Raw genomic sequence first — 23,321 nt, forward strand, 5'->3', positions numbered from 1 at the left:
TGCAGGTCCTATCAATTGTTCAACGCGTACATCACGATGTTGACGCCGAAGCGGGTGTTGTCTTCGGCCAGGAAGCGCTTGTTGCGCCAGTCGTAGTCCCACTCGCAGCCGTAGTCCTTGTTGCTGTAGAGCAGGCCCAGGCGGCCATCGACCTCGATGCCCTTCAGATAGTCGTGCACCAGGTCGTCGCCCCAGCCGTTGAGTTCGAAGCTGGTGGCGGGCGGGCCATCGGGGAAGCGGAAGAAGCTGCGGTACAGCGGGTGGCTGTTGGGCAGCTTCTGCAGTGCCTTGGGACCAAACAGGCGACCCATCTGCGCCTCGAACGAGGTGGCGAACAGGCCGTCGATATCGTGGTTACAGTCGTCGACGAAGACGAAGCCGCCATTGCGCACATAGCGCACGAAGTTCTGCCGCTCGGCGGCGTTGAACTCCACCAGCGTGTGCCCGGCCAGGTAGCAGAACGGCGCTTCCAGCATGCGCGGATCGGCCAGCGCCACCACGTGTTCCTGCGGGTCCACGCGCAGCGAGGTGTAGTCGATCAGCGAGGTGATCAGGTTGGACGGCATGCGCGCATCCACATCCCAGTCGCCGGAGTCGTACTGCAGGCGGGTGAACCAGAAGTCGTAGCGCGAACTGCGCGGGCCTGACTGCGCCAAGGCCGGCAGCGCCGCCGCCGAAGCGGCAGCGGCCAACCAGCGCAGGCAGGCCCGGCGATCCATCAGACGGCGTCGGACAGCGAGGTGAAGGTGAAATCGCGCAGCTTCATCGGCGGGATCATCATCACGTAGCTGGATTCATCACCGGCCACGCGCACCGGCTTGCCCAGCTCTTCGATGTTGTTGAGCATGATCACCGGCGACTCGTTGAAGCGGAAGTTCTTCACCGGGTGCTTGATCTGGCCGTTCTCGATGTAGAAGGTGCCGTCGCGGGTGAGGCCGGTCAGCAGCACGGTCTGCGGGTCGACCATGCGGATGTACCAGGTACGGGTGACCAGGATGCCCTTCTGGGTGCCGCGCACCAGCTCGGCGGTGCTCTTGTCGCCACCGCTCATCAGCAGGTTGCCCGGCGTTGCCTTGGCGGTCTTGCCCTGCTTCTGCGCCCAGAAGCGCGAGTAGTCCAGGTTGGCGATCTTGCCGTTTTCGATGATGGCGATGCGCTCGCGTGGCATGCCTTCGCCGTCCCACGGCAGCACCGGTGCGTCCGGATGCCACGGATCGGCAATCATGGTCACGCGCGGGTCGTAGACCTGCTCGCCCAGCTTGTTGCCGCCGCCCTTCTTCGACAGGAAGCTGCGGCCCTCATCGGCCGAGCGTGCGCTGAAGAAGTTCATCATGAAGCTGATCAGGCCTGCGGCCGCGGCCGGTTCCAGGATCACCGTGTACTTGCCCGGCTCCAGCGCCTTGGCTTCGGCCGATTCGGTGGCCTTGCGCATGGCGATGCGGATGTCCTGGTCGGCCTTGAAGTCGGCGGCATCCTTCAGGTTGCGGCCGACCCAGCCCGAACCGCGGCCGTCTTCGGTACGCACGGTGCAGGTGTAATCGAAGTTGGTGGTGCGCTGGTAGGCGAAGTTGCCATTGCTGTTGGCGGTGGCCTGGAAGCCCTGGCCGTCTTCAAGGAAACCGGCGGCGATCAGGCCGTGGCCACGGCACGGGGCGATCGAATCGGCGGCGACCTTGGCGCGGAAGGCCGGATCGATCGCTGCAGTGGATTCGCTGAAGGTCGGGCTGGCGCGGTAGCTCTGCTTGCCGATGGCCGGCATGAACTCCGGGTTCTCCGGGGCCAGGCGCGCCAAGTCTTCGGCGCGGCGTACCACGCGCTCCAGCGCGGCATCGTCGAACTCGTTGATCGATGCGGTACCGACGCGTTTGCCGAAGGCAACGGTGACCGCCAGCTCGGTGTTGTCGACGATGCCGCTGGTGGAGACGTTGTTCAGTGCGAAACGGATGTTGCCGCTGATCGCGCCGGCCAGCACGGCGGTGCACTCGTCGGCCTTGGACAGGGCGATGACCTTGTCGAGGATGGCCTTGGCCTGGGCTTCGGTGAAGATACTCATGGTGTAAGGGCTCCTGACCGATCAGCCGAGGCTGCGTGCGGTGTTGATGACGTTGATGCCGTTGAAGCGCGCAGTTGACGAACCGTGCGAGACCGCCGAGACCTGGCCCGGCTGGCCCTTGCCGTCGAAGAACGAACCGCCCAGGCGGTAGTCACTCTCGTCGGCCACGGCGGTGCAGGCGTTCCAGAACTCCGGTGTGCGGATCTGGTAGGCCACGTCTTCCAGCATGCGGGTGATCTGGCCGTTCTTGATCTCGTAGAACAGCTGGCCGCCGAACTGCGCGTTGTAGCGCTGCTGGTCGATCGAGAACGAACCATCACCGATGATGTAGATGCCGTTCTCCACGTCCTTGATCAGGTCCGGCACGCTCAGCGGCTTCTTGCCCGGTGCCATCGACACGTTGGCCATGCGCTGGAACTGCACGCTGGACCACGAGTCGGCGTAGCAGCAGCCGTCGGACTCGGTCTTGCCGAGGATGTGGGCCTGGTCGCGGATGGTCTGGTAATCCACCAGTTTGCCGTTGCTGATCAGGTCCCAGCGCTTGCACTTCACGCCTTCATCGTCGTACGCCACCGCACCGAGGCTGCCCGGCTGGGTCTTGTCGGCGAAGATGTTGACCAGCTCGCTGCCGTACTGGAAATGCTGTTCGCGCTTGTCCAGGGTGGCAAAGCTGGTGCCGGCGTAGTTGGCTTCGTAGCCGAGCACGCGGTCCAGCTCCAGCGGGTGGCCGATCGACTCATGGATGGTCAGCCAGGTGTGCGACGGGTCGAGCACCAGATCGTACTTGCCCGGCTTCACCGACGGGGCCTTCAGCTTCTCCTGCGCCTGCTTGGCGGCGGCGATGGCATCTTCCTTCATGTTGTAGGAAGAGCTGTAGTTGACCACGCCATTCGGGCTGACCACCTTGCCGGCAGCCGCGCCGTCCAGATACTCGTAGCCCAGGCCCATCGGCGAGGACAGGCCTTCGCGGGTACGGAACTTGCCGCTGGACTTGTCGATGGCGGTGATCGTCATCGGTGCCCAGATGCGGTGCACGTCCTGGTCGATATAGGAACCATCGGTGGAGGCGAAGTACTTCTGCTCGTTGACCAGGAACAGCATCGAATTGACGAAGCTGGCGCCGGCGCCCATCGCCGCAGCGTTGACATCCAGCAGCAGGCCGACCTTGTCCTTGATCGGCACTTCCATCGCATTCTTGCGGATAGGCGTGCGCCAGCTCACCTCACCCACGCCCGGCGCCTTGGCCAGCTGTACCGGTGCGGTCTGCACGCCGGCATTGGCCTTGGCGATTGCTGCGGCCTGCTGCGCGGCCTTGGCTACATCGGCCGTACCCAGCGCATTGGTGGCGGCGAAGCCCCAGGCACCGTTGACGATCACGCGGATGCCCACGCCGGTGGACTCGGTGTTCACCACGTTCTGCACCTTGTCCTCGCGGGTGATCACGAACTGCCGCAGGTAGCGGCCGATGCGCACGTCGCAGTAGGTGGCACCGGCCTGGCGGGCAGCGGCCAGCGCCGCATCGGCCAGGCGCTTCTTCAGCCCCAGGTCCAGCGTGCTCTGCAGTTGTTCGGCGGCAATCGCCTTGCCGAAGAAGGAAGGCACGATCAGCCCGCCCGCGGTAAGCCCGGTCAGGGCCAGGAAGTCACGTCTTTGCAAGGCTGCTCTCCATGTCGAAGGATGGGTGGCTCAAGCGCCGAGACTGCGCGCGGTGTTGATGATGTTGATGCCGTTGAAGCGGGTGGTGGACGAACCGTGCGAGACCGCCGAGACCTGGCCGGGCTGGCCCTTGCCGTCGAAGAACGAACCACCCAGGCGGAAGTCACGCTCGTCGCAGATCGCAGTGCAGGCATTCCAGAATTCCGGCGTACGGATCTGGTAGGCCGCATCCTCGACCATGCCGGCGATCTTTCCGTCCTTGATCTGGTAGTACAGTTGGCCGCCGAACTGCGCGTTGTAGCGCTGCTGGTCGATCGAATACGACCCGCGGCCGTGGATGTAGATGCCGTTCTCCACGTCCTTGATCATGTCCTCGACGCTGAGCGGTTTTTTGCCAGGTGCCAGCGAGACATTGGCCATGCGCTGGAACTGCACGCTGGACCAGGAATCGGCGTAACTGCAGCCGTGCGAGGCGTTGCGGCCGAGGATGTGGGCCTCATCGCGGGTGGCCTGGTAATCGACCAGGATGCCGTCGCGCACCAGATCCCAGCGCTGAGTCTTGACGCCTTCGTCGTCGTAGCCGACCGCACCGAGGCTGCCCGGTTGGGTCTTGTCGGCGAAGAAGGTGACGATGTCGCTGCCCCAGCGGAAACCGGCATCGCGCTTGTCCAGCGTGGCGAAGCTGGTGCCGGCGTAGTTGGCTTCGTAGCCGAGCACGCGGTCCAGCTCCAACGGGTGGCCAACGTTCTCGTGGATGGTCAGGAACAGGTTGGACGGGTCCAGCACCAGGTCGTACTTGCCCGGCTTCACCGACGGCGCCTTCAGTTTCTCGCGCGCGTGGCGGGCGGCGGCGATGGCGTCCTCGACCGGGTCGTAGGAATCGCGGTAGGCGGTGATGCCACCAGGCAGCTGCACCTTGCCGCGCGCATCGCCATCGAGGAACTCGTAGCCCATGCCCATCGGCGAGGACAGGCCGGCACGAGTGCGGAACCTGCCGCTGGCCTTGTCGATGGCGGTGGCAGTGAACGGCAGCCAGATGCGATGGATGTCCTGGTCGATGAACGAGCCGTCGCTGGAGGCGAAGTACTTCTGTTCATTGACCAGGAACAGGGTGGAATTGATGTAGTCGGCGCCCGCATTCAGCGCGGCGGCGTTGAGCGCCAGCAGCAGCTCGACCTTGTCCTGGATCGGCACCGCCATCGCGTTCCTGCGCACCGGGGTCTGCCAGTGCACCTCGCCCACCGACGGCGTCGGTGCCAGCTGCACCGGCCGGGTCTGGATGCCGGCGTTGGCGCGGGCGATCGCTGCGGCCTGCTCGACCGCCGCGCGCACGGCAGCCTCGGTCTGCTGGTGGGTAGCGGCAAAGCCCCAGGCGCCGTTGACGATCACCCGCACGCCGATACCGGACGATTCGCGGTTGGTCACATTGCCGACCTGGTGCTCGCGGGTGATGACCGACTGGTTGAGATAGCGGCCGATGCGCACGTCGCAGTAGCTGGCCTTGGCTGTGCGTGCGGCAGCGAGCGCAACGTCCGCCAGGCGTCTGCGCTGGGCGGTATCGACCGGGGCGAGCAGCTGCTCGGCGGCGATGGCACGGGAATGCGGCAGCAGCAGGCCCGCCAGGCCCAGACCGGAAAAAGCCAGGAACTCACGTCGTTGCACAGCGTTTCTCTCTCTCGCTTGCGTGCGGTTGGCAACGGGCCGGACCGATCACGTCAACTCCTCGACTTTCGCCAGCGCGGCGCGTCCGGGCAAGTGACTGCAGTCATGGTTGGGTGGGTTTCGGCAGGGCTTGCAGCCCTGCACCTGCTCAATGCAACGGCAACGGCAACGGCAACGGCCAAAGCCAGAGCGGCATTCCGTGGGTTGGTGGGGTGGTGTCGGACTGCGGGGACGCCGCAAGTACGTCCCTGTAGGCTTGGCAGCCGCATCCATGCGGCTGACACCCCGCACTCCGACACCGCCCCACCTTCGACAGGTTCACTCGGCTGTTGGTAGGTGTCGACCTTGGTCGACACGTCTGTCAGATATCGAAATGTATCCGGGGTCAGAGCCGTTCCGACAGACCGCAGAAAACTGTCGAAGGCGGGGTGGGTCCGGTTGCGGGGGCGTGAGCGCCATGGATGGCGCGACCGAGCCTCCATGGGTGAGGGCGCTTTGCTTGCGAAGCACCGCTTCGCAAGCGCCCGAACGCACAGCCGCCAGCGGCTGGGCCGGACCCCGGAGGGGGATTCACGGCGTCCCCCGCAACCGGACCCACCCCGCCATCCCCCAGGAAGCCCGCTGTTGCTGTTGCTCCGGCTCCTGCGGGTGCAGGGCTGCAAGCCCTGCAGACACCCCCTCGTGCACAATGGGGCCGACCCCGCCTGGACACCGTCCCTGATGTCGAGCAAGCCGTATTCAGAAGCCTGCGAGCGCAACCGCGAACCCATCGCCACCGCACTCGACCCGTGGATGGGCGACCGCCATCGGCTGCTGGAGATCGGCAGTGGCACCGGCCAGCACGCGGCGTTCTTCGCCGAGCGCTGGCCCTGGCTGCGCTGGCAGCCCAGCGATCATCCGGACCATCTGCCCGGCATCGAGGCCTGGCGCGCGGAGGCGGCGTTGCTGAATCTGCTGCCGCCGCTGGCACTGCAGGTGGAACTACCCCCGGCGCCGGGCCTGTCGTTGCCCGAGGGCAGCACGTTCGATGCCGCATTCAGTGCCAACACGTTGCACATCATGGGCTGGGAGCATGTGCAGGCGCTGTTCGCCGCGCTGCCGTCGGTGCTGCGGCATGGTGCGCTGCTGGCGGTGTACGGCCCGTTCAACTACGGCGGTCGCTACACCAGCGACAGCAACGCGCAGTTCGATGCCTGGCTGAAGGCGCGTGATCCACGCAGCGGCATCCGCGATGTGGAAGCGGTGCAGGCGCTGGCGGCGGACAACGGCTTCACCCGCCTGGGTGATGTGGCGATGCCGGCCAACAACCGGTTGCTGCTGTGGCGGCTGGGGTGATCAGGCGTCCGGCGACATGCTGGAAAGGCGTGCCGCCGCAGCGCGCAGCCCGTTGAAAATGGGTTCGGACACGTTTACGGGGAAATCACTTGGGAGCTGACGCGTGACCTGCTCGATGGCGGGTTCGACGGCTGCGATCAGCGCTTCGATCCACGGCTCCGCACCATCAGCGACACCACAGGCGCGTGCGGTTTCGTTCCAATGGCGTCGTCGCACAAGGTGCAGCTTCCGGTGGCGATTCTTGCCCTGGACGGACATGGCGAGCTGTGCATTCCGCGGGTCGAGCTGGTTTGGCCCCCTACCCAGGATGGGATGCACCGACAATACGTCGTAGACGGGTGTCAGGCGGAAGCGTCCACCGGCTTCGAGGTAAACACTGAAGTTCTTGGCATGTCCATCGGTTGCAGCCAACATCCAGAAAAGAATCTGCGTCTTGAAGAAGGTCGCCCGATCCTCGAAATGCTCGGATTGTCGAAGCAGATCCATGATGGTCACGATGCCTGGGCCGCCATCGGATTCATACTTCCTGGCAGCGGGCAGACCGAAGACCTGGCACATGTCTTCCTGCGGCAGCCGCAGCCACCACCGGCGATCCGCAGAAAGGCGGCGGTCGAATCGCTCCACAATAAGCGCGCGTTCGTCCTTGAAGCGTCCCATCTGCGTATTCGCAACGGGGATTCCAAAGGCGGAAAGCAGTTGCATGCACAGCCATTCGTTCTCGACGGATTGGTGCATGTCCGCCCGCATGTTGCCCACAATGCCAAGCGGCAGCTTGAAGATATGGGTGGATGGGGTACTGCCGGTAGGAATGCACCACTGGCCAGCATGCAGCAGAAGTCCCGTCTTCTCCTGCGCACCGGCGATGGATATGCGGAACGCATCATCACTGGTGGGCGCGCCAGGTAGATTCCCTGTCGTCACCTGACGCAGGATCGCAGCGACGCCTGATTCGTCCAACGCTTCGCACGTAATCTGCTGGATGTCCCCCGGTGTATGCGAAAGCGGCAGCAGTTGCGCTGCGCCGACGCAATCCCGGCCAATGGCTTCGAGAAGGTCGAATGTGTCGCTGCTGCGCGTGGAGAACCTGTCGCGGATCCGGTTGCGGATGACGGCGTTGTCGGGAAGAAGGTTGTCGAAGTAGTTGTTGACGGCATTGCCCCGATGGCTCTCGCCCTCCGGGAGCAGGGGCAGTGAGAGTGACAACGGCCGGGACTGGGCGGAGCTGATCCACGAGTCGACGTACGAAAGCCGGGAAGAGCCGCTCCGGACATCATCCCAGAGCGCGACCTCGACACCATTCATCCAGACCCGCAGCGTACCCATGGCTCACCACTCCAACGTTGACGTTGTCTCCGGGGGACTTCGCTGCTGCAATCTGACTTCCAGACCCAGCACTGCCCAGACCCGCATCAGCCGTTCGAAGCTTGCCGATGCCGGGTCGCGCTCCAATGCGCCTACTGCCTGGCGGCTTATGCCGAGCTGTGCCGCCAACTGCGCCTGGCTCAGGCCCGCCTGGCGCCTGAACGCACGCATCAGCGGTGCCAGTTGTTGAGGTGTCCTCACCGTGTGCAGCGGCCTGTCCATATCGGCAGTCCCCTAGAAAGTGACCGTACGCGAGCGTGTACGCAAAGGATAGGTTGCATTACGACAAGCAACCTATCTCTTTCCTTCGCTGGAGGCAACCTATCGATTGCTATCTCAATATGCAATCAATAGGTTGCTTTCGTGCCGTCAGCGGTGCTCAAGCCACCTGCACGATGTGCAGCGCCTTTGGGTTCCGCCACTGCGCCAGCAGGGCGGCTTCGCGCGCCTTGGCCTGCTCGAAATGCGCTTCCTTGACGTGGCCGAAGCCGCGGATGTGCTCGGGCACGCTGGCGATCTCCACCGCCAGCGCCAGGCGGTCGTCATCCAGGCCGTCCAGCAGCAGCTGCACGGTGGCCTCGTAATCGCCGATCAGCTTGCGCTCCATGCGGCGGTCCTCGGTGCGTCCGAACACGTCGAAGCGGCCACCACGCAGGAACTTCAGCTTGGCCAGCAGGCCGAAGGCCTTGAACATCCACGGGCCGTATTCCTTCTTCAGCAACCGGCCCTGCTCGTCCTTCCTGGCGAACAGCGGCGGTGCCAGGTGGAAGCGCAGCTGGTAATCGCCCTCGAACTGCTGCTGCAGGCGGCGCTGGAAGTCGCCACTGGTATACAGGCGGGCCACTTCGTACTCGTCCTTGTAGGCCATCAGCTTGAACAGGTAACGGGCTACGGTCTCGGTCAGCGCGGTGGAACCGCCGATGCGGTCGGCTTCGGCGGCGCGCACGCGCTCGACCAGGCTGCGGTAGCGGTTGGCGTAGGCAGCGTCCTGGTACTCGACCAGGAACGCGGCGCGGCGCTCGATCATTTCATCCAGCGAGCGCGACAGGCGGGCGTCGTCCAGCGGCAGGAATGCCACGTCGCCACCGTGCGAGGGCAGGCCACGCAGTTCGCGTTCGTCGCCGGTGTTGCGCGGTGCGGCGGTGGCACCCCATTCGTTGCCCTCCCACTCGCCCGGCGGCAGCGGGTGCAGCGGGCCCGGAGTGGATTCGGTATCGGTGTGGCGGTTGCGCACCAGGCCGGCGGCCTGCTGCACGGCCTGCGGGTCGACCACGGCCAGGCGGCCCCAGGCGAAGGCCTGCTGGTTCATCGCCACGGCCGCACCGTTGAGCTCGATGGCGCGCATCAGCGACTCGAACGACAGCGGCACCAGGCCCTGCTGCCAGGCATAGCCGAGGATGAACAGGTTGGCGGCGATCGCATCGCCCAGCAGCGCGGTGGCCAGCTGGGTGGCATCCAGCAGCAACGGCTCCTGGCCGCCCAGCGCCACGCGCACACCGGCCACGATGTCGGCGGCGGGGAACTGCATGTCCGGTCGGGTGGTGAAGGTGCCGGGCATTGCTTCGTAGGTGTTCAGCACCACCTGCGAACGGCCGGCACGCACCTTCGACAGCGCCCAGTAGTCGTTGACCACCACCATGTCGCAGCCCAGCACCAGGTCGGCTTCGCCGGCGGCGATGCGCACGGCGTGGATGTCTTCGGGACGACGGGCAATGCGGATATGCGTGGTCACCGCGCCGCCCTTCTGTGCCAGGCCGGTCTGGTCGAGCACGGTCGCACCCTTGCCTTCCAGGTGGCCGGCCATGCCCAGCAGCGCGCCGATGGTCACCACGCCGGTACCGCCGACGCCGGTGATCAGGATGTTCCAGGGCTGTTCGAGGGTGCCGCGGATGGCCGGTGCCGGCAGGTTGTCCAGCAGGGTGGAAGCATCGCGCTTGCTGCCCTTGCGCGGCTGGCCACCGTGCACGGTGACGAAGCTCGGGCAGAAACCGTTCACGCAGGAATAGTCCTTGTTGCAGTTGGACTGATCGATCTCGCGCTTGCGCCCGAACTCGGTTTCCTTCGGTAGCACCGACACGCAGAAGCTCTTCTTGCCGCAGTCACCGCAGCCTTCGCAGACCAGCGAATTGATCAGCACGCGCTTCTGCGGATCTTCCAGCTTGCCGCGCTTGCGGCGGCGGCGCTTCTCGGTGGCGCAGGTCTGTTCGTAGATCAGGATCGAAACACCCTTCACCTCGCGCAGGCGCTTCTGCACCTCATCCAGCTCGCTGCGGTCGTGGAACTCGACGTCGCTGGGGAAGTGCTCGCGCTGGCCGGTCCACTTGCCGATGTTGTCCGACAGCACCACGATGGTATGGATGCCTTCGGCGCGCATCTGCTTTGCGATGTCGGGCACGCTCAGCGGGCCGTCCACCGGCTGGCCGCCGGTCATCGCCACCGCGTCGTTGTAGAGGATCTTGTAGGTGATGTTGACGCCGGCGGCGACCGCCTGGCGGATCGCCAGCGAGCCGCTGTGGAAATAGGTGCCGTCGCCCAGATTCTGGAATACGTGCGGGGTGTCGGTGAACGGCGCCTGCCCGGCCCAGGTCACGCCTTCGCCGCCCATGTGAGTGAAGGTGTCGGTGCTGCGGTCCATCCAGGTCACCATGTAGTGGCAACCGATGCCAGCCAGCGCCCGCGAGCCTTCCGGCACCTGGGTGGAGGTGTTGTGCGGGCAGCCCGAGCAGTAGTGCGGTACGCGCGGGAAGCTGGCGCGCGGCAACGCAAGCTCGGCTTCCTTCTCCTGCATCCACTGCAGGCGCTGCTCGATCGATTCGTTGTTGAAGAACTTCTGGATGCGGCGACCGATCACGCCGGCGATGGTGGCCGGCGTCAGCTCACCGGTGGACGGCAGGATCCATTCGCCGCTTTCATCGTACTTGCCGACGATGGACGGGCGCTGGCCCCAGCTGGCCGGCCAGTTGAAGAACTGTTCCTTCATCTGGCGCTCGATGAAGGCACGCTTCTCCTCCACCACGATGATGTCTTCCAGGCCCTGCGCGAAGCGCGCGATGCCCTGCGGTTCCAGCGGCCAGGTCATGCCGACCTTGTACACGCGGATGCCAATGTCGGCGCACGCGGCTTCGTCCAGGCCCAGGTACTCCAGCGCCTGCAGCACGTCCAGGTAGCTCTTGCCGGTGGTGACGATGCCCAGCCGCGCGCGCGGCGCATCCATCACCACCTTGTCGATGCCGTTGGCGCGGGCAAAGGCCTGTGCGGCCTTCACCGCATAGCGGTGCAGGCGCATTTCCTGGTCCAGCGGCGGGTCTGGCCAGCGGATGTTGAGGCCACCCGACGGCATCTCGAAGTCTTCCGGCAGCACGATGCGGCGCGCCATCGGATCGACCTGCACCGACGCCGACGATTCCACCGTCTCGGCGATCGTCTTGAAGCCGACCCAGCGGCCGGTATAGCGGCTCATCGCCCAGCCGAGCAGGCCCATGTCGAGGATGTCCTGCACGCCGGCCGGGTTCAGCACCGGCATCATCGCGCTGACGAATTCGTCCTCGCTGCCGTGCGGCAGCGTCGAGCTGCGGCAGGCATGGTCGTCGGCAGCCAGCGCCAGCACGCCGCCGTAGCGCGAGGTGCCGGCGGCATTGGCGTGCTTGAACACGTCGCCGCAGCGGTCCACGCCCGGGCCCTTGCCGTACCACATGCCGAACACGCCCTGCACGTTGGCGCCGGGGAACAGGTTGGTCTGCTGCGTGCCCCACACCATGGTGGCGCCCAGGTCCTCGTTCAGGCCCGGGGTGAACTTCACCTTGGCTGCTTCAAGGTGCTTGCGCGCGCGCCACAGCTCCAGGTCGAAGCCACCCAGCGGGCTGCCACGGTAGCCGCTGACAAAGCCGGCGCTGTCGATGCCTTCGGCGGCGTCGCGCAGCCGCTGCATCAGCGGCAGCCGCACCAGCGCCTGCACGCCACTCAGATAGATCCGCCCCTCGCTGCGGGTGTACTTGTGGTCGAGCGTGTAATCACGGTCGAGCAGGTCGGCGGACGAGGGCGAAGTGAGTTGCGCGGTACTGGTCATGGCTGGCCCGGTAGGATCGGCTGGCACCGGCCGCGTGCAGGCACGCGGCGGGAAAGGCGCGAATTGTAGCAGCGGGGCCGCGAGGCCCCGGCACTCGCGCCCGCGGCGGTGCTGGGGTTAGGATCGGGGAGAGAGAGGGAGGCTGCAGTTGCGGCCTGGGGAGAAGGGATGTCAGTTCCAGGAAAGATCCTGGCCAGCGTGCTGCTGGCCTCGGGAGTGGCCACTGCGTGGGCCGCGCCGGCCGTGCCGGCACCACAGGAGTTCTACTTCGACAACGACCTGGCGGCAACGCCGATGGTGGCGGTGCAGGGCGAGGGCGATGAGCTGGTGGCCCAGCTGGTCAAGCTGCGTGAGCGCGGCCGCCGCGCGGTGGAAGCGACGGTGCAGCTGGCATCGGTGGCCGGCGCGCAGGGCCGTGGCGAGCTGGCCGAGCAGCTGTATGGCGAGGCGATGAAAGAGGCGCCGGCACAGAGCAGCAGCGGCCGCAGCGTGCGCTGGAACTACGGTTGGGACCTGCTGCGCCAGGGCAAGCCGGAGGCGGCGCTGGAACAGTGGCTGGTATCGGCCAGCAACGCCCGTACGAAGCCCACCTGGGTGCCACCGACCTATGCGTTGGCATTGTGGCGGATGGGGCAGAAGCAGGAGGCGGTGCAGTGGTATGCGGCTGCGGTACGCACCGAGCCGACGCAGTGGAGTACCACGGCCAACTATGGGCAGCTGCTGCCGCAGTGGCGTGAGGATGAGCGCGCGTCGCTGGCCGAGGTGCAGCAGGCCTGGGCGGCCGCACCACCTGCCTGGCCCTGAGGGAAGGGGTTCGGCCGGGTTGCACCCGGCACCCGCAGAGGCAACAGCTGAAGCAACAGCAACAGCCGAAGCAACAGCGGGCTTCCTGCGGGATGGCGGGGCACTGTGGGTTTGCGGGGCCGCCGTAAACCCGTCCTGGGGGCTTGGTCGCCGCATCCATGCGGCTCACACCCCGCAAACCCACAGTGCCCCGCCTTCGACAGATTCCGGCAGCTGTTGGTAGGTGTCGACCTTGGTCGACACGGTAGATCCACGCCATGCGTGGATGAATCTGTAACGGAATCGACTATTCGATATCTGATCGAAATGCAGCCGAGTGTGGGCTCGGCTCTACAAAGAGCGGCCGGCCAAGCGCGGCTTTTGATGTTCACAGTCAACCAGCCGCCACGAGGGGCTGCGCCGTTCGCTGGAAACCCCTCAGTCGTCCGCGGAAACCGTCCGCCCCGACGCCCACGCACGCAGTGCTTCTACCTGCTCTGCCATCAGCACCGACAGCGGTCGGGTGGCGCGGATCTCGGTCATCAGCAGCTCGGTGTCCAGCGGCCGGCCCTCGGCATGCGCCGCATACAGGCCGGCCACGATCGCCTGCTCGATCTCGGCGCCGGAAAAACCATTGGCGGCCGCCGCCAGCGCGGGCAATGCGAAGTCGTCGGCGTTGAGCTGGCGCCGGCCCAGATGCAGCCGCAGCAGTTCCACGCGCACGTCGGGCGAGGGCAGATCGACGAAGAAGATCTCGTCGAAGCGGCCCTTGCGCAGCAGCTCGGCCGGCAGTTCGTGCACCTGGTTGGCGGTGGCGACGATGAACACCGGCGCCTTGCGCTCGGCCATCCAGGTCAGCAGGTAGCCAAGCACGCGACGCGAGACGCCGCCATCCTCGCTGCCGGTGGCCAGGCCTTTCTCGATCTCATCCATCCACAGCACGCACGGCGCCAGCTGCTCGGCCGAGGCCAGCGCCTGGCGCAGGTTGGCCTCGGTCTCGCCGTGGTACTTGTTGTACAGCGCGCCCACGTCCAGGCGCAGCAGGGGCACGCCGAAGCCGGCGGCGGTGGCCTTGGCCAGCATCGACTTGCCACAGCCCTGTACACCCAGCAGCAGCATGCCGCGCGGCGGGTCCAGCCCGGCCGGGGCGGAGCCGGCAATGAAGGCCACGCGCCGCTGGTTGATCCAGCGCTTGAGCCGGTTGGCGCCGGCCACATCGCCGAAGCGCGCGCTGTCATGCTCGAAGAACAGGTGGCCGCTGCGGTTGAGCAGCTCGAACTTCAGCCGCGCCAGCTGCGGCAGGTCGTCGTCGCGCAGTGCGCCGTCGGCGTAGATCAGCTGGCGCGCGATGCGCCGGGCATCGACCAGGCTCAGGCCCTGCAGGTTCTTCAGGATTTTCTTCACCGCCTCGCTGTCGACTTCAACCCGGCGGCCGCCATGCTCGCGCGCATAGGCGTCGGCCTCCTCGCGCAGCATCTTCAGCAGGGCATTGGCATCGGGCAGGCGCGGGTTGAAGCGCACCGCCAGCGCTTCCAGCTCGGCCGGCAGCTCCACTTTGGCACCGATCAGCACCAGCACATGCGGCTCGCTGTGGCGGCGCTGGATCAGGTCGCGAAGGGCGCGCTGGTGGCTGGCATAGCCCAGGTAGGGATGGAAATCGAGCAGCAGGTAGACGCCGCGCTGGTCGGCCTGGCGGATCATCTGCAGGGCCGCGCTGGCATCGGGCGGCCCGACCGGCGGGTCTTCGCTGTCCAGGTCGATCCGGCGCAGGCCCTCGGTGATCGACCAGCGGTGCAGGGCCCGCCAGACGTGCATCAGCGTCTGCCGGAACAGCTCGACGATGCGACCCTCGTCCTGGGTCTCGATGACGATCAGTGGGGTATTGGCGCGGATCAACGCGCTCAGATCCTGCAGTTCGCTCATGCCGGTTCGATCCTTCGGGGGCGCCACGATAGCAAAGGCGATGGCCGCTGGTTCAGCACGACGCTACCTCCCGTCACCATCACCGGTGTACGCTCGGGGCACGTACCCGGAAGCGAGGCTGGCATGAAGACGATCCTGGTGGCCGGTTCCAAGGGCGGGGTGGGCAAGACCACCGTCGCCACCCACCTGGCCGCGTACGCGGCATTGCAGGGCAAGGCCACGGTGATTGCCGATGCCGACCCGCAGGGTTCCAGCACCCGCTGGGCACAACGCCGTGCCGGGCTGGAAAGCGCGGTGCTCCCCATCGACGTGTACCGGAAGAAGCAGTGGGCGCAGAAGCTGCCCGACGGCACCGACACCGTCATCATCGATGCGCCGGCCGGTGCCCTGGCTGACGATATTCCCCATTTCCTCGACGCTGCCGACGCGGTGGTGGTACCGGTGCTGCCCTCGGCGCTGGACATCGAAGCGATCGTCGGCTTCCTCAACAGCCTGGCCCAGAACCCGCGCGTGCACAGCCGCAAGCTGCCGGTGGGGCTGGTGCTCAACCGTACCAAACCATGGACCCAGACCTCGCAGCAGGCGCTGCAGATGCTGGGTGAATGGCCGTACCCGGTGGTCGCGCAGCTGCGCGACAGCCAGAGCTATGTGGTCATGACCGGCCTGGGCCGCAGCCTGTTCGACTATCGCTCGGCCCAGGTGCGCGAGCACCAGGCCGACTGGGAGCCGCTGCTGTCCTGGCTGAAGCTTTGATGCCTGCGTCACTCTTTCTGCTGCATCCTCTTCTTCATGGAAACCCGCGATGCGTGAACTGATCCTGCTGCGCCATGCCCATGCCGAACCGGCTACCCCCGGCCAGGCCGACCTCGACCGGCCGTTGTCGCCGGTGGGGCTCGCCGAAGCCGAAGCCGCCGGCAAGTGGCTGAAGGAGAACAACCTGCTGCCGGACTGCGTGCTGTGCTCACCGGCGCGGCGCACCCGGGAGACCCTGGAAGCCGTGCTCGGCACCATCGGCTATGTCGAGAAGCGCCTGGAAGACAGCATCTACGAGGCCACCCCCGGCACCCTGGCGGCGCTGGTGGACGACCGCCGTGACCTCGACCGGGTGCTGATCGTCGGCCATAACCCCGGCCTGGAGCGCCTGGTGGCGTTGATGACGGAAGGCACCAGCAGCGACTATCGCGGCATGCCGCCGGCCGGCATTGCCGTGCTCGGCTTCCCGCGCGAGGCCTCGATCGAGCCGGGCGTGGCCAGCCTGAACGCGTTCTGGTGGCCGTGATCCAATGAGCCTGGCGCGGCGCAGCCGCTTTCTGCTGCCCGTGCTGCTGGCTTCCGGCGCGGCCTGGGCTGCCGCGCCACCGCCAACGCCCTTGCCGCCGGTGGTCGCTGAAGCGCACCGGGTCCTGCACCTGGATACCCAGCGCTCGCAGATCGGTTTCGAGGTGCGCACCCGCTTCGGGCAGCGCATCGAAGGCCTGTTCCCGCACTTCGAGGGTCGCATCGAGATCCTCTCCGACGGCCGCCACCAGGTGCACCTGAAGATGTTCACGCGCTCGGTCGAGATCCCCGGCAAGGCGCGCTACACCGGCTGGATGCGTGGCGAGGAGTTCTTCGACGCAGGCCGCCACCCGGTGGTCGAGTTCGACTCGCTGCCGTACTGGCCGGAGACCGTGGAAGACGGGGGCGACATCAACGGGCGGCTGACCCTGCGCGGGATCAGCCACCCCGAGACACTGAAGGTCGAGAAGGCGGATTGCGCCCGACCCGGCTATGATTGCGACGTCGTCAGCCGCGGTACCGTGCAGCGAGGCCGGTATGGAATGGACAGCTGGCAGCTTGCCTTGAGTGACCGAGTGACCTTCGTATTGCGAGCGCGCCTGAGCGAGGCGCCGAAACCGTGAACCTCCTGCTGCGTGTACTGGCGCTGGCAACCGTGTTGCTGGGCAGCGGTTGTGCATCGCTGTCCAATGCCGAGCGCGACCGCGCCGAAGCGATCGCCGTGCAGGCGCGCTCGATCCAGGTCGACTGCCAGCGCGCCGACCGCTGCGCACAGGATTCGCCGCTGCGGGCGTTGGCCGGCCGGGCGTTCACCGAATCCACCCCGGAGCAGCCGCGCCACTACGCCACCCTGCTGGACGAGGGGGAGGGCGCCCTGGTGGCGCGCCTGAACCTGCTGCGCAGTGCCACCCGCAGCATCGACCTGCAGACCTACATCTTCGACAAGGACGACAGCGCGCGGCTGGTCATCGACGAACTGCTGGCCGCGTCGCGGCGCGGGGTGAAGGTGCGGGTGCTGATCGACCAGCTCTCGGCGATCTCCGACCTGCAGATCCTCGGCGCATTGTCCGGCGCCCACCAGAACTTCCAGCTGCGGGTCTACAACCCGACCTTCGGCAAGGCCCGGCTGAACTACTTCGATTACGCCGGCAGCGTGCTGTGCTGCTTCCGTCGCTTCAACCAGCGCATGCACAACAAGCTGCTGGTGATCGACGATGCGATCGGCGTGGTCGGCGGCCGCAACTACCAGGACGACTATTACGACTGGGATCGCGAGTACAACTTCCGCGATCGCGACGTCATGATCGCCGGCCCGGAAGCGCGGGCGATGGCGGCCAACTTCGATGCGTTCTGGCGCGCCAAGCGCAGCGTGCCGGCCGAGCGCCTGAATGACGTGGGCCGCACCCTGCTGCGCGAAGGCGTGCCGGTGCTGCCGCCCGCCACGTTCCGCCGCCCGGAGCGGGTGCAGCGGGTCAGCGCTGAAGCCAATGACATGGAGTTCGTCACCCGTTCCTTCGTGGATACCGCGCTGCCGGTGGCCTCGGTGCGCTACGTCGCCGACCTGCCGCGCAAGCACCGCCGCGAGAAGGCCGATGCCCCGCTGGCCGGCCAGCATGTGACCGAGCCGCAGCTGGACGCACTCATTGCCGGTGCGCAGAAGGAAGTGATCCTGCAGACGCCGTACCTGGTGCTGTCCAAGCCGGCGCAGAAGCTGTTCCGCGAGCTGCGCAAGCGCCCGCAGCCGCCGCGCGTGGTGGTGTCCAGCAACAGCCTGGCGGCCACCGACAACCCGATCGTGTATGCGCTGTCGTACAAGTACAAGCGGCGCAACATGCGCGAACTGGGCTTCAACATCTTCGAATACAAGCCGTTCCCGCTGGATGCACCGGTCGACTACCGCAATCTGCTGCCCGACCCGATCGCCGCGCCCGGAGGCGACGACGACGGTGGGCGCAATCCGCTGATCGGCGGCAGCGCCGCTGGCAGCAATGCCGGTGGTGGCAGCGACGGGGATCTGGCCGCGCCCCGCAAGCAGGTGGCGGTGCATCATCCGCGTACCGGCAGTGCCTACCAGAACGCGCGCGAACGTCGCCGCGCCGCCGGCAGCGAGGTGGAAACGCGCCTGCTGCGCACCGAGACGCGTCCGTCGTTCCTGGGCAGCAAGGCGGTCAACAAGCCGTTGCCGGTCACCCGCAAGGGCGCCCGCATGGGCCTGCACGCCAAGTCGCTGGTGGTCGATCGCCGCATCGGCGTGGTCGGCACCCACAACTTCGATCCGCGCAGCGAGAACTACAACACCGAAGGCGCGGTGATCATCGACGATCCGGTGTTTGCCGAGCAGCTGGCCGAGAGCATCCTGCGCGATACCCATCCGCAGAACTCGTGGACAGTGGCGCCGCGGGCCAAGCCGCCAGTGCTGTCGGGCCTGAACTACAGCGTCGGCAAAGCCTCCGAAGCGCTGCCGATCCTCGACTTCTGGCCGTGGCGCTACGCCACCGACTACGAGTTCAAGCCCGGTCCGGACTGCCCGCAGCCGCTGCCACGGCAGGACCCGGCGTTCCACAACTGCTACGTCGCCGTCGGCGACTTCCCCGAAGTCAACGTCGGCCCGAAGTGGCTGCTGGTGCGCATGCTGACTGCATTCGGCGCCGGCCTCGTTCCCATCCTCTGAAGGTGCCCGCATGACCCAGGTGTTCCGCGAAGCCGTTTCCATCGAGCAGCTCAACGCGCTCAGCCGCAACACGGCGATCGAATCCCTCGGCATCGTCTTCAGCGCTGCGGGCGAAGACTGGCTGCAGGCCACCATGCCGGTGGACGAGCGCACCCGGCAGCCGTACGGCATCCTGCACGGCGGTGCCTCGGTGGTGCTGGCCGAGACCCTGGGCAGCAGTGCCGGCAACCTGTGCGTGGATACCGGCAAGCAGATCTGCGTGGGCCTGGAAATCAACGCCAACCACGTGCGCGCCGTGCGCTCGGGCACGGTCACCGGCACCGCCCGCGCGCTGCACGTCGGCCGCAGCACCCAGCTGTGGGAGATCCGCATCGAAGACGAGCAGGGCCGGCTGGTGTGCATCTCTCGGCTGACCCTGGCGGTGGTGGCCGCCGGCCACGGTTGAGCCCCCGGCGGGCGTGTTGACGGCGGCAGAACCCAGCGTTCCTCGCCGATTGCCCCGGTCAATGGCGGTTATGGCCTAAATCGGCTGGCAGCTGCTGCGGCGCTCCGGTATCGTGCGCGGATGACTTCCCCCACTCCGGCCCCCCGTGGCGGCGTGGCGCGTGTGTGCCGTTACCTGTACCGCGTACCGCTGCTGTTGGTCCACATCACCGTGTTCCTGCCGCTGATCCTGATCGGCATGCTCCCGCCGTGGGGCGAGCTGCGCGTGGGCGAGGATACCTTCGGGGCGAAGGTGGTGAACTGGTGGCAGGGGGGCCTGATGTGGATCTTCGGCTTCCGCCTGTCACGGGTGGGCCAGCCGCTGCCGGGCGCCGTGCTGTTCGTCGCCAACCACGTCAGCTGGGTCGACATCTCCATCCTGCACAGCCAGCGCATGATGGGCTTCGTCGCCAAGCGCGAAATCGCAAGCTGGCCGCTGGTTGGTTGGCTCGCCGCGCGCGGGCAGACCATCTTCCACCAGCGCGGTAATACCGAATCGCTCGGTGGCGTGATGCAGGTGATGGCCGATCGCCTGCGTGCCGGCAAGGCAGTAGGCGTGTTCCCGGAAGGGCGCACCCGCGGTGGCCATGAAGTGGGGCCGTTCCATGCCCGCATCTTCCAGGCCGCGGTCGAAACCGGTGTTCCGGTGCAGCCTGTGGCGCTGGTCTATGGGTTCAAGGGTGACGCACAGACCATCGTGGCATTCGGCCCGGGCGAGAGTTTCGCCGCCAATTTCCTGCGTCTGCTGGGTGAGCCGGCGCGGCATACCGAAGTGCATTTCCTGGAGCCGATCGGTACCCAGGACCTGGAAGGCCGTCGACGCATCGCGGAAACCTCGCGCGCGCGCATCGTGGCGGCCATGAGCACCGGCTGAGGGCACGGTGGCCCTGGTCCCGCCACCCGTCCTGGACGCCGGTACACCGACGTTGCATGCGACTGACTACCAGCCGCCGCGCTGGCTGCGCAATCCGCACCTGCAGTCGATGCTCAGCTCCAGCCGCATGCGCCTGCAGCGAGGCCTGCTGCTGCTGGCCGCCACCGGTGCGGTCAGCGAAGAGCTGATCCTCGACGGCGGTGATGGCGTGCGCCTGCAGGGCTGGCACAGCCATGTCGAAGGCCGCGAACCGAAGGGCATGGCCCTGCTGCTGCATGGCTGGGAGGGCAGTGCCGAATCCAGTTACATGCGCATGGCTGCCGCGCGCATGATCGAACAGGGTTTCGATGTGGTGCGGCTGAACTTCCGCGACCATGGCAACACCCACCACCTGAACCCCGGCATCTTCCACTCCAACCTGATCGATGAAGTGGTGCATGCCGCGGGTGACATCGCCCAGCGCTGGCCGCAGCTGCCGCTGGTGGCCGCCGGCTATTCGCTGGGGGGCAACTTCGTGCTGCGCCTGGCCCTGCGCGCGCCGGCTGCCGGCGTGCCGCTGCTGCGGGTGGCCTCGGTGTGCCCGGTGCTGGACCCGGGGCTGACGATGGAGAGCATCGAAAACGGCCCGGCGATGTACGACTGGTACTTCCGCCGCAAATGGGCCGGCTCGCTGCGCCGCAAGCGCGATCTGTTTCCCGAGCTGAGCGACTGCGACGACCGCGTGCTGAAGCTGGACATCCGTGCACTGACTGCCTGGCTGGTCGAACGGCACACCACCTTCGGCTCGCTGCAGGCCTATTTCGATGGCTATTCGATTGCCGGTGACCGCCTGTCCACCCTGCAGGTGCCGGCCGACATCCTGATGGCGCAGGACGACCCGGTGATCCCGTACGCGACCTTCAGCGATTGGCAGCTGCCGCGCCAGGCGCACCTGGAAACCGCCTGCTGGGGAGGCCACTGCGGCTTCCTGGAAAACTGGCGGGGTGACGGCTTCTCCGAGCGCTGGGTGGCGCAGCGCCTGCAGCGGGTGCTGGCGGGCTGAACCGGCACCGGTGCGTGGACCGCTACAATGCGGGTTTGCACTTGAACCGGACCGCCATGCAAGACCAGATCATCCAAGCGTTGCGCCAGAACCAGGCCGACCAGGCCGTGCAGCTGGCCCAGGCGTGGACCCGTGATGAACCCGGCCAGGCCGAAGCCCACCGCTGGCTGGCGCTTGCGCTGCAGCAGCAGGGCAAGGCCGAGGATGCGATGGAGGCGCTGCAGCAGGCGTTGCAGCTGGCCCCCGATGATGCCCAGCTGCACCTGCAGCACGCTGGCCTGCTGCTCGCCCTGCGCCAGTACCAGGGCGCTGACGAAGCGCTGGCACGTACCACCGGGCTTGACCCGAACTCATTCGCCGCCTATCTGATGCAGGCGCACCTGGCGATCGGCCGCAACGACTTCGATGAAGCCCAGCGCCTGTCCACGCTGGCCTCGCGCGTTGAGCCGGACCACCCGGAACTGCTGACCATCGACGGCATGATCGCGCTGCGCCGCGACGACCCGGATCGTGCGCTGACGCTGCTGTCGGCGGCCAACCAGGCGCAGCCCAACGACACCCGCGTGCTGTACGCACTGGGCTTCGCCTACCTGGGCAAGGACATGCTGGCCTTCGCCGAGCAGGCGTTCCGCCGCGTGCTGGAACTGAACCCGGCCATCAGCTCGCTGCATGGCCTGGTAGTGCAGTTGGCGCTGCGCCAGGGCAACCTGGAGGCGGCTGCCGAAGCGATGCAGATCGCGCTTCAGCAGGAAGGCATGGATACGCCGTCGATGCGTCGCCTGGCCGGTGAACTGTCGCTGCGCGGCGGCCAGCCGCTGCAGGCGCTGGACCATCTGCTGCCGTTGCTGGAATCGATCCCCGACGACCGCCAGGTGCTGCAGCTGCTGCTGATGTCCTGGCAGCGCCTGGGCCGCGAAGACGAGGCCCGCGCGCGCCTGGACGCGGCCCTGGAACAGCATCCGCAGCTGCACGACCTGTGGCTGGCACGCCTGGCCGTGGAAGAAGTCGGCAGCCCGACCGCCGCGGCGACCGTGGAGCGCTGGATGGACGCGATGCCGGGTCATCTGCCGGCACTGGAAGCACGCCTGCGCCTGCATGACATGGTGGGCGAACACGAACAGGCCGAAGCCATCGCCGAACGTATCGTCAGCCTCGAACCGGGCCGCGTCAGTGGCGAAACACGCCTGGTCGAAGGCCTGCTGCAGCGTGATCCGGTTGCCGCGATCGCGCGCGTGCAGGCGCTGATCGACAGGGCGCCGGACGGCCATCGCGCCGACCTGCGTACCTGGCTGGGTGAAATCCAGGACCGCGCTGGCCAGCCGGAACAGGCGCTGCAGACGTGGATGGCGCTGCAGGCCGACCAGGCACCGCAGCGCCTGCCGCTTCCGCCACAGGCCAAGGCGCCGCCGAGCTGGCCGGAGAAGGGCGAGATCGACAGTGATGCCAGCTCCGCGCCGATCTTCCTGTGGGGTGCGCCGGGTTCGGGTGTGGAGCGGGTTGCGACCGGCCTGGCGGCCGCCAGCCCGGTGCTGCGCAGTGACCGCTACACCAGCAATCCGCCGGATGATGCATTCCAGAACTACCACACGCTGCAGGACCTCGCCTCCGGCGTGCTGACCCCGGAGCGGCTGGTGCAGCGCTGGCGCGAGCAGCTGCCGGCGCGTGGCCTGCAGGGCGATGCCGTCATCGACTGGCTGCTGTGGTGGGACAACGCCCTGCTGTGGGCGCTGCGCCCGCAGCTGCCGCAGGGACGACTGGTGCTCGTGCTGCGTGACCCGCGCGACATGCTGCTGGACTGGGTGGCCTACGGCGCTGCCGCTCCGCTGGCGATGACCTCGCTGGCTGAAGCCAGCGAATGGCTGGCGCGCGGGCTGGCGCAGGTTGCCACCCTGCATGAGGAAGAACTGTATCCGCACGTGCTGCTGCGCATCGACCAGATCGGCAATGATCCGCACGCGATGGCCGAGCTGCTGGGACGCCTGTTCGAGCGGCAGATGCCGCCGGCCGCACAGCTGGGCGCACCGCGCTTCCCGCCGGGCCACTGGCGCAACTACCGCGACGTGATGAGCGCCGCCTTTGCCAAGCTCACCCCGATTGCGGTGCGCCTGGGTTACCCGGAAGAGTAAGGAGAAG

The 23,321-nt window shown here is 66.9% G+C and carries 18 protein-coding genes; 10 read left to right on the forward strand and 8 right to left on the reverse strand.

Features of this window, described 5'->3' with window-relative positions; translation table 11 throughout:
• Positions 1 to 11: 11 nt before the first annotated feature.
• Genes V3B64_RS11130 through V3B64_RS11145 form a run of 4 tightly spaced genes read right to left on the reverse strand, consistent with a single transcriptional unit; the run spans position 12 to position 5,371 of the window.
• Positions 12 to 719 (reverse strand): DUF4159 domain-containing protein, encoded by a 708-nt coding sequence (locus V3B64_RS11130; protein WP_032128709.1) that lies wholly within the window; start codon positions 717 to 719, stop codon positions 12 to 14.
• Positions 719 to 2,053 carry a TldD/PmbA family protein gene (locus tag V3B64_RS11135; RefSeq protein WP_329914156.1) on the reverse strand — a complete coding sequence of 445 codons (1,335 nt, stop codon included), beginning with the start codon at positions 2,051 to 2,053 and terminating at the stop codon, positions 719 to 721. The genes V3B64_RS11130 and V3B64_RS11135 overlap by 1 nt, the downstream gene beginning before the upstream one ends.
• A 21-nt stretch (positions 2,054 to 2,074) precedes the next feature.
• A complete protein-coding gene (locus V3B64_RS11140) occupies positions 2,075 to 3,709 on the reverse strand; it encodes a TldD/PmbA family protein (protein WP_180844550.1) in 1,635 nt (544 codons plus the stop codon).
• A gap of 30 nt (positions 3,710 to 3,739) precedes the next feature.
• Positions 3,740 to 5,371 carry a TldD/PmbA family protein gene (locus V3B64_RS11145; protein ID WP_277778855.1) on the reverse strand — a complete coding sequence of 544 codons (1,632 nt, stop codon included), beginning with the start codon at positions 5,369 to 5,371 and terminating at the stop codon, positions 3,740 to 3,742.
• 720 nt (positions 5,372 to 6,091) lie between these two features.
• On the opposite strand from V3B64_RS11145, the gene V3B64_RS11150 reads away from it, so the two are divergent.
• Positions 6,092 to 6,706 (forward strand): DUF938 domain-containing protein, encoded by a 615-nt coding sequence (locus tag V3B64_RS11150; protein ID WP_049421091.1) that lies wholly within the window; start codon positions 6,092 to 6,094, stop codon positions 6,704 to 6,706.
• Here V3B64_RS11150 and V3B64_RS11155 read toward each other — a convergent pair whose 3' ends face one another.
• The 3 genes from V3B64_RS11155 to V3B64_RS11165 form a co-directional block, all read right to left on the reverse strand.
• Complete coding sequence (locus V3B64_RS11155; protein ID WP_329914157.1) at positions 6,707 to 8,029, reverse strand: type II toxin-antitoxin system HipA family toxin; 1,323 nt, start codon at positions 8,027 to 8,029, stop codon at positions 6,707 to 6,709.
• Between the two features lie 3 nt (positions 8,030 to 8,032).
• Entirely contained in the window at positions 8,033 to 8,290 is a 258-nt protein-coding gene (locus V3B64_RS11160; RefSeq protein WP_004134030.1) for a helix-turn-helix transcriptional regulator, read from the reverse strand.
• Positions 8,291 to 8,447: 157 nt separating this feature from the next.
• Entirely contained in the window at positions 8,448 to 12,134 is a 3,687-nt protein-coding gene (locus V3B64_RS11165) for an indolepyruvate ferredoxin oxidoreductase family protein (RefSeq protein ID WP_329914158.1), read from the reverse strand.
• A 168-nt stretch (positions 12,135 to 12,302) separates the two neighbouring features.
• On the opposite strand from V3B64_RS11165, the gene V3B64_RS11170 reads away from it, so the two are divergent.
• The gene (locus tag V3B64_RS11170; RefSeq protein WP_032128715.1) at positions 12,303 to 12,938 is read left to right on the forward strand and encodes a hypothetical protein; all 636 of its coding nucleotides are present in this window, start codon (positions 12,303 to 12,305) and stop codon (positions 12,936 to 12,938) included.
• A gap of 417 nt (positions 12,939 to 13,355) precedes the next feature.
• Here V3B64_RS11170 and V3B64_RS11175 read toward each other — a convergent pair whose 3' ends face one another.
• Positions 13,356 to 14,840 (reverse strand): AAA family ATPase, encoded by a 1,485-nt coding sequence (locus tag V3B64_RS11175; protein ID WP_329914159.1) that lies wholly within the window; start codon positions 14,838 to 14,840, stop codon positions 13,356 to 13,358.
• 123 nt (positions 14,841 to 14,963) lie between these two features.
• On the opposite strand from V3B64_RS11175, the gene V3B64_RS11180 reads away from it, so the two are divergent.
• From V3B64_RS11180 to V3B64_RS11215, 8 genes are all read left to right on the forward strand, one after another.
• A complete protein-coding gene (locus V3B64_RS11180) occupies positions 14,964 to 15,593 on the forward strand; it encodes a ParA family protein (protein ID WP_010487235.1) in 630 nt (209 codons plus the stop codon).
• Positions 15,594 to 15,642: 49 nt separating this feature from the next.
• On the forward strand, positions 15,643 to 16,119 hold the full coding sequence (locus V3B64_RS11185; RefSeq protein WP_329914160.1) for a histidine phosphatase family protein: 477 nt from the start codon (positions 15,643 to 15,645) through the stop codon (positions 16,117 to 16,119).
• A gap of 4 nt (positions 16,120 to 16,123) precedes the next feature.
• A complete protein-coding gene (locus V3B64_RS11190) occupies positions 16,124 to 16,741 on the forward strand; it encodes a YceI family protein (protein ID WP_032128717.1) in 618 nt (205 codons plus the stop codon).
• Positions 16,738 to 18,789, forward strand: a complete 2,052-nt coding sequence (locus tag V3B64_RS11195; protein WP_049462234.1) for a phospholipase D family protein — start codon at positions 16,738 to 16,740, stop codon at positions 18,787 to 18,789. The genes V3B64_RS11190 and V3B64_RS11195 overlap by 4 nt, the downstream gene beginning before the upstream one ends.
• 10 nt (positions 18,790 to 18,799) lie before the next feature.
• Positions 18,800 to 19,234, forward strand: a complete 435-nt coding sequence (locus tag V3B64_RS11200; protein WP_032128719.1) for a hotdog fold thioesterase — start codon at positions 18,800 to 18,802, stop codon at positions 19,232 to 19,234.
• 120 nt (positions 19,235 to 19,354) lie between these two features.
• On the forward strand, positions 19,355 to 20,146 hold the full coding sequence (locus V3B64_RS11205) for a lysophospholipid acyltransferase family protein (protein ID WP_032128720.1): 792 nt from the start codon (positions 19,355 to 19,357) through the stop codon (positions 20,144 to 20,146).
• Positions 20,147 to 20,198: 52 nt separating this feature from the next.
• Positions 20,199 to 21,188 carry an alpha/beta fold hydrolase gene (locus tag V3B64_RS11210; RefSeq protein ID WP_050509830.1) on the forward strand — a complete coding sequence of 330 codons (990 nt, stop codon included), beginning with the start codon at positions 20,199 to 20,201 and terminating at the stop codon, positions 21,186 to 21,188.
• 56 nt (positions 21,189 to 21,244) lie between these two features.
• Positions 21,245 to 23,314 (forward strand): tetratricopeptide repeat protein, encoded by a 2,070-nt coding sequence (locus V3B64_RS11215; protein WP_049398186.1) that lies wholly within the window; start codon positions 21,245 to 21,247, stop codon positions 23,312 to 23,314.
• Positions 23,315 to 23,321 lie beyond the last annotated feature (7 nt).

It is taken from the genome of Stenotrophomonas sp. SMYL86 (assembly GCF_036320025.1).
Taxonomy (GTDB): Bacteria; Pseudomonadota; Gammaproteobacteria; order Xanthomonadales; family Xanthomonadaceae; genus Stenotrophomonas; species Stenotrophomonas maltophilia_A.

Bases quoted from the DNA above. Each gene is read 5' to 3' on its own strand.
- V3B64_RS11205 (WP_032128720.1), top strand. From the start codon at position 19,355: ATGACTTCCCCCACTCCGGCCCCCCGTGGCGGCGTGGCGCGTGTGTGC.
- V3B64_RS11185 (WP_329914160.1), top strand. From the start codon at position 15,643: ATGCGTGAACTGATCCTGCTGCGCCATGCCCATGCCGAACCGGCTACC.
- V3B64_RS11150 (WP_049421091.1), top strand. From the start codon at position 6,092: ATGTCGAGCAAGCCGTATTCAGAAGCCTGCGAGCGCAACCGCGAACCC.
- V3B64_RS11130 (WP_032128709.1), bottom strand. From the start codon at position 719: ATGGATCGCCGGGCCTGCCTGCGCTGGTTGGCCGCTGCCGCTTCGGCG.
- V3B64_RS11170 (WP_032128715.1), top strand. From the start codon at position 12,303: ATGTCAGTTCCAGGAAAGATCCTGGCCAGCGTGCTGCTGGCCTCGGGA.
- V3B64_RS11200 (WP_032128719.1), top strand. From the start codon at position 18,800: ATGACCCAGGTGTTCCGCGAAGCCGTTTCCATCGAGCAGCTCAACGCG.
- V3B64_RS11175 (WP_329914159.1), bottom strand. From the start codon at position 14,840: ATGAGCGAACTGCAGGATCTGAGCGCGTTGATCCGCGCCAATACCCCA.
- V3B64_RS11180 (WP_010487235.1), top strand. From the start codon at position 14,964: ATGAAGACGATCCTGGTGGCCGGTTCCAAGGGCGGGGTGGGCAAGACC.
- V3B64_RS11160 (WP_004134030.1), bottom strand. From the start codon at position 8,290: ATGGACAGGCCGCTGCACACGGTGAGGACACCTCAACAACTGGCACCG.
- V3B64_RS11215 (WP_049398186.1), top strand. From the start codon at position 21,245: ATGCAAGACCAGATCATCCAAGCGTTGCGCCAGAACCAGGCCGACCAG.
- V3B64_RS11165 (WP_329914158.1), bottom strand. From the start codon at position 12,134: ATGACCAGTACCGCGCAACTCACTTCGCCCTCGTCCGCCGACCTGCTC.
- V3B64_RS11190 (WP_032128717.1), top strand. From the start codon at position 16,124: ATGAGCCTGGCGCGGCGCAGCCGCTTTCTGCTGCCCGTGCTGCTGGCT.
- V3B64_RS11135 (WP_329914156.1), bottom strand. From the start codon at position 2,053: ATGAGTATCTTCACCGAAGCCCAGGCCAAGGCCATCCTCGACAAGGTC.
- V3B64_RS11155 (WP_329914157.1), bottom strand. From the start codon at position 8,029: ATGGGTACGCTGCGGGTCTGGATGAATGGTGTCGAGGTCGCGCTCTGG.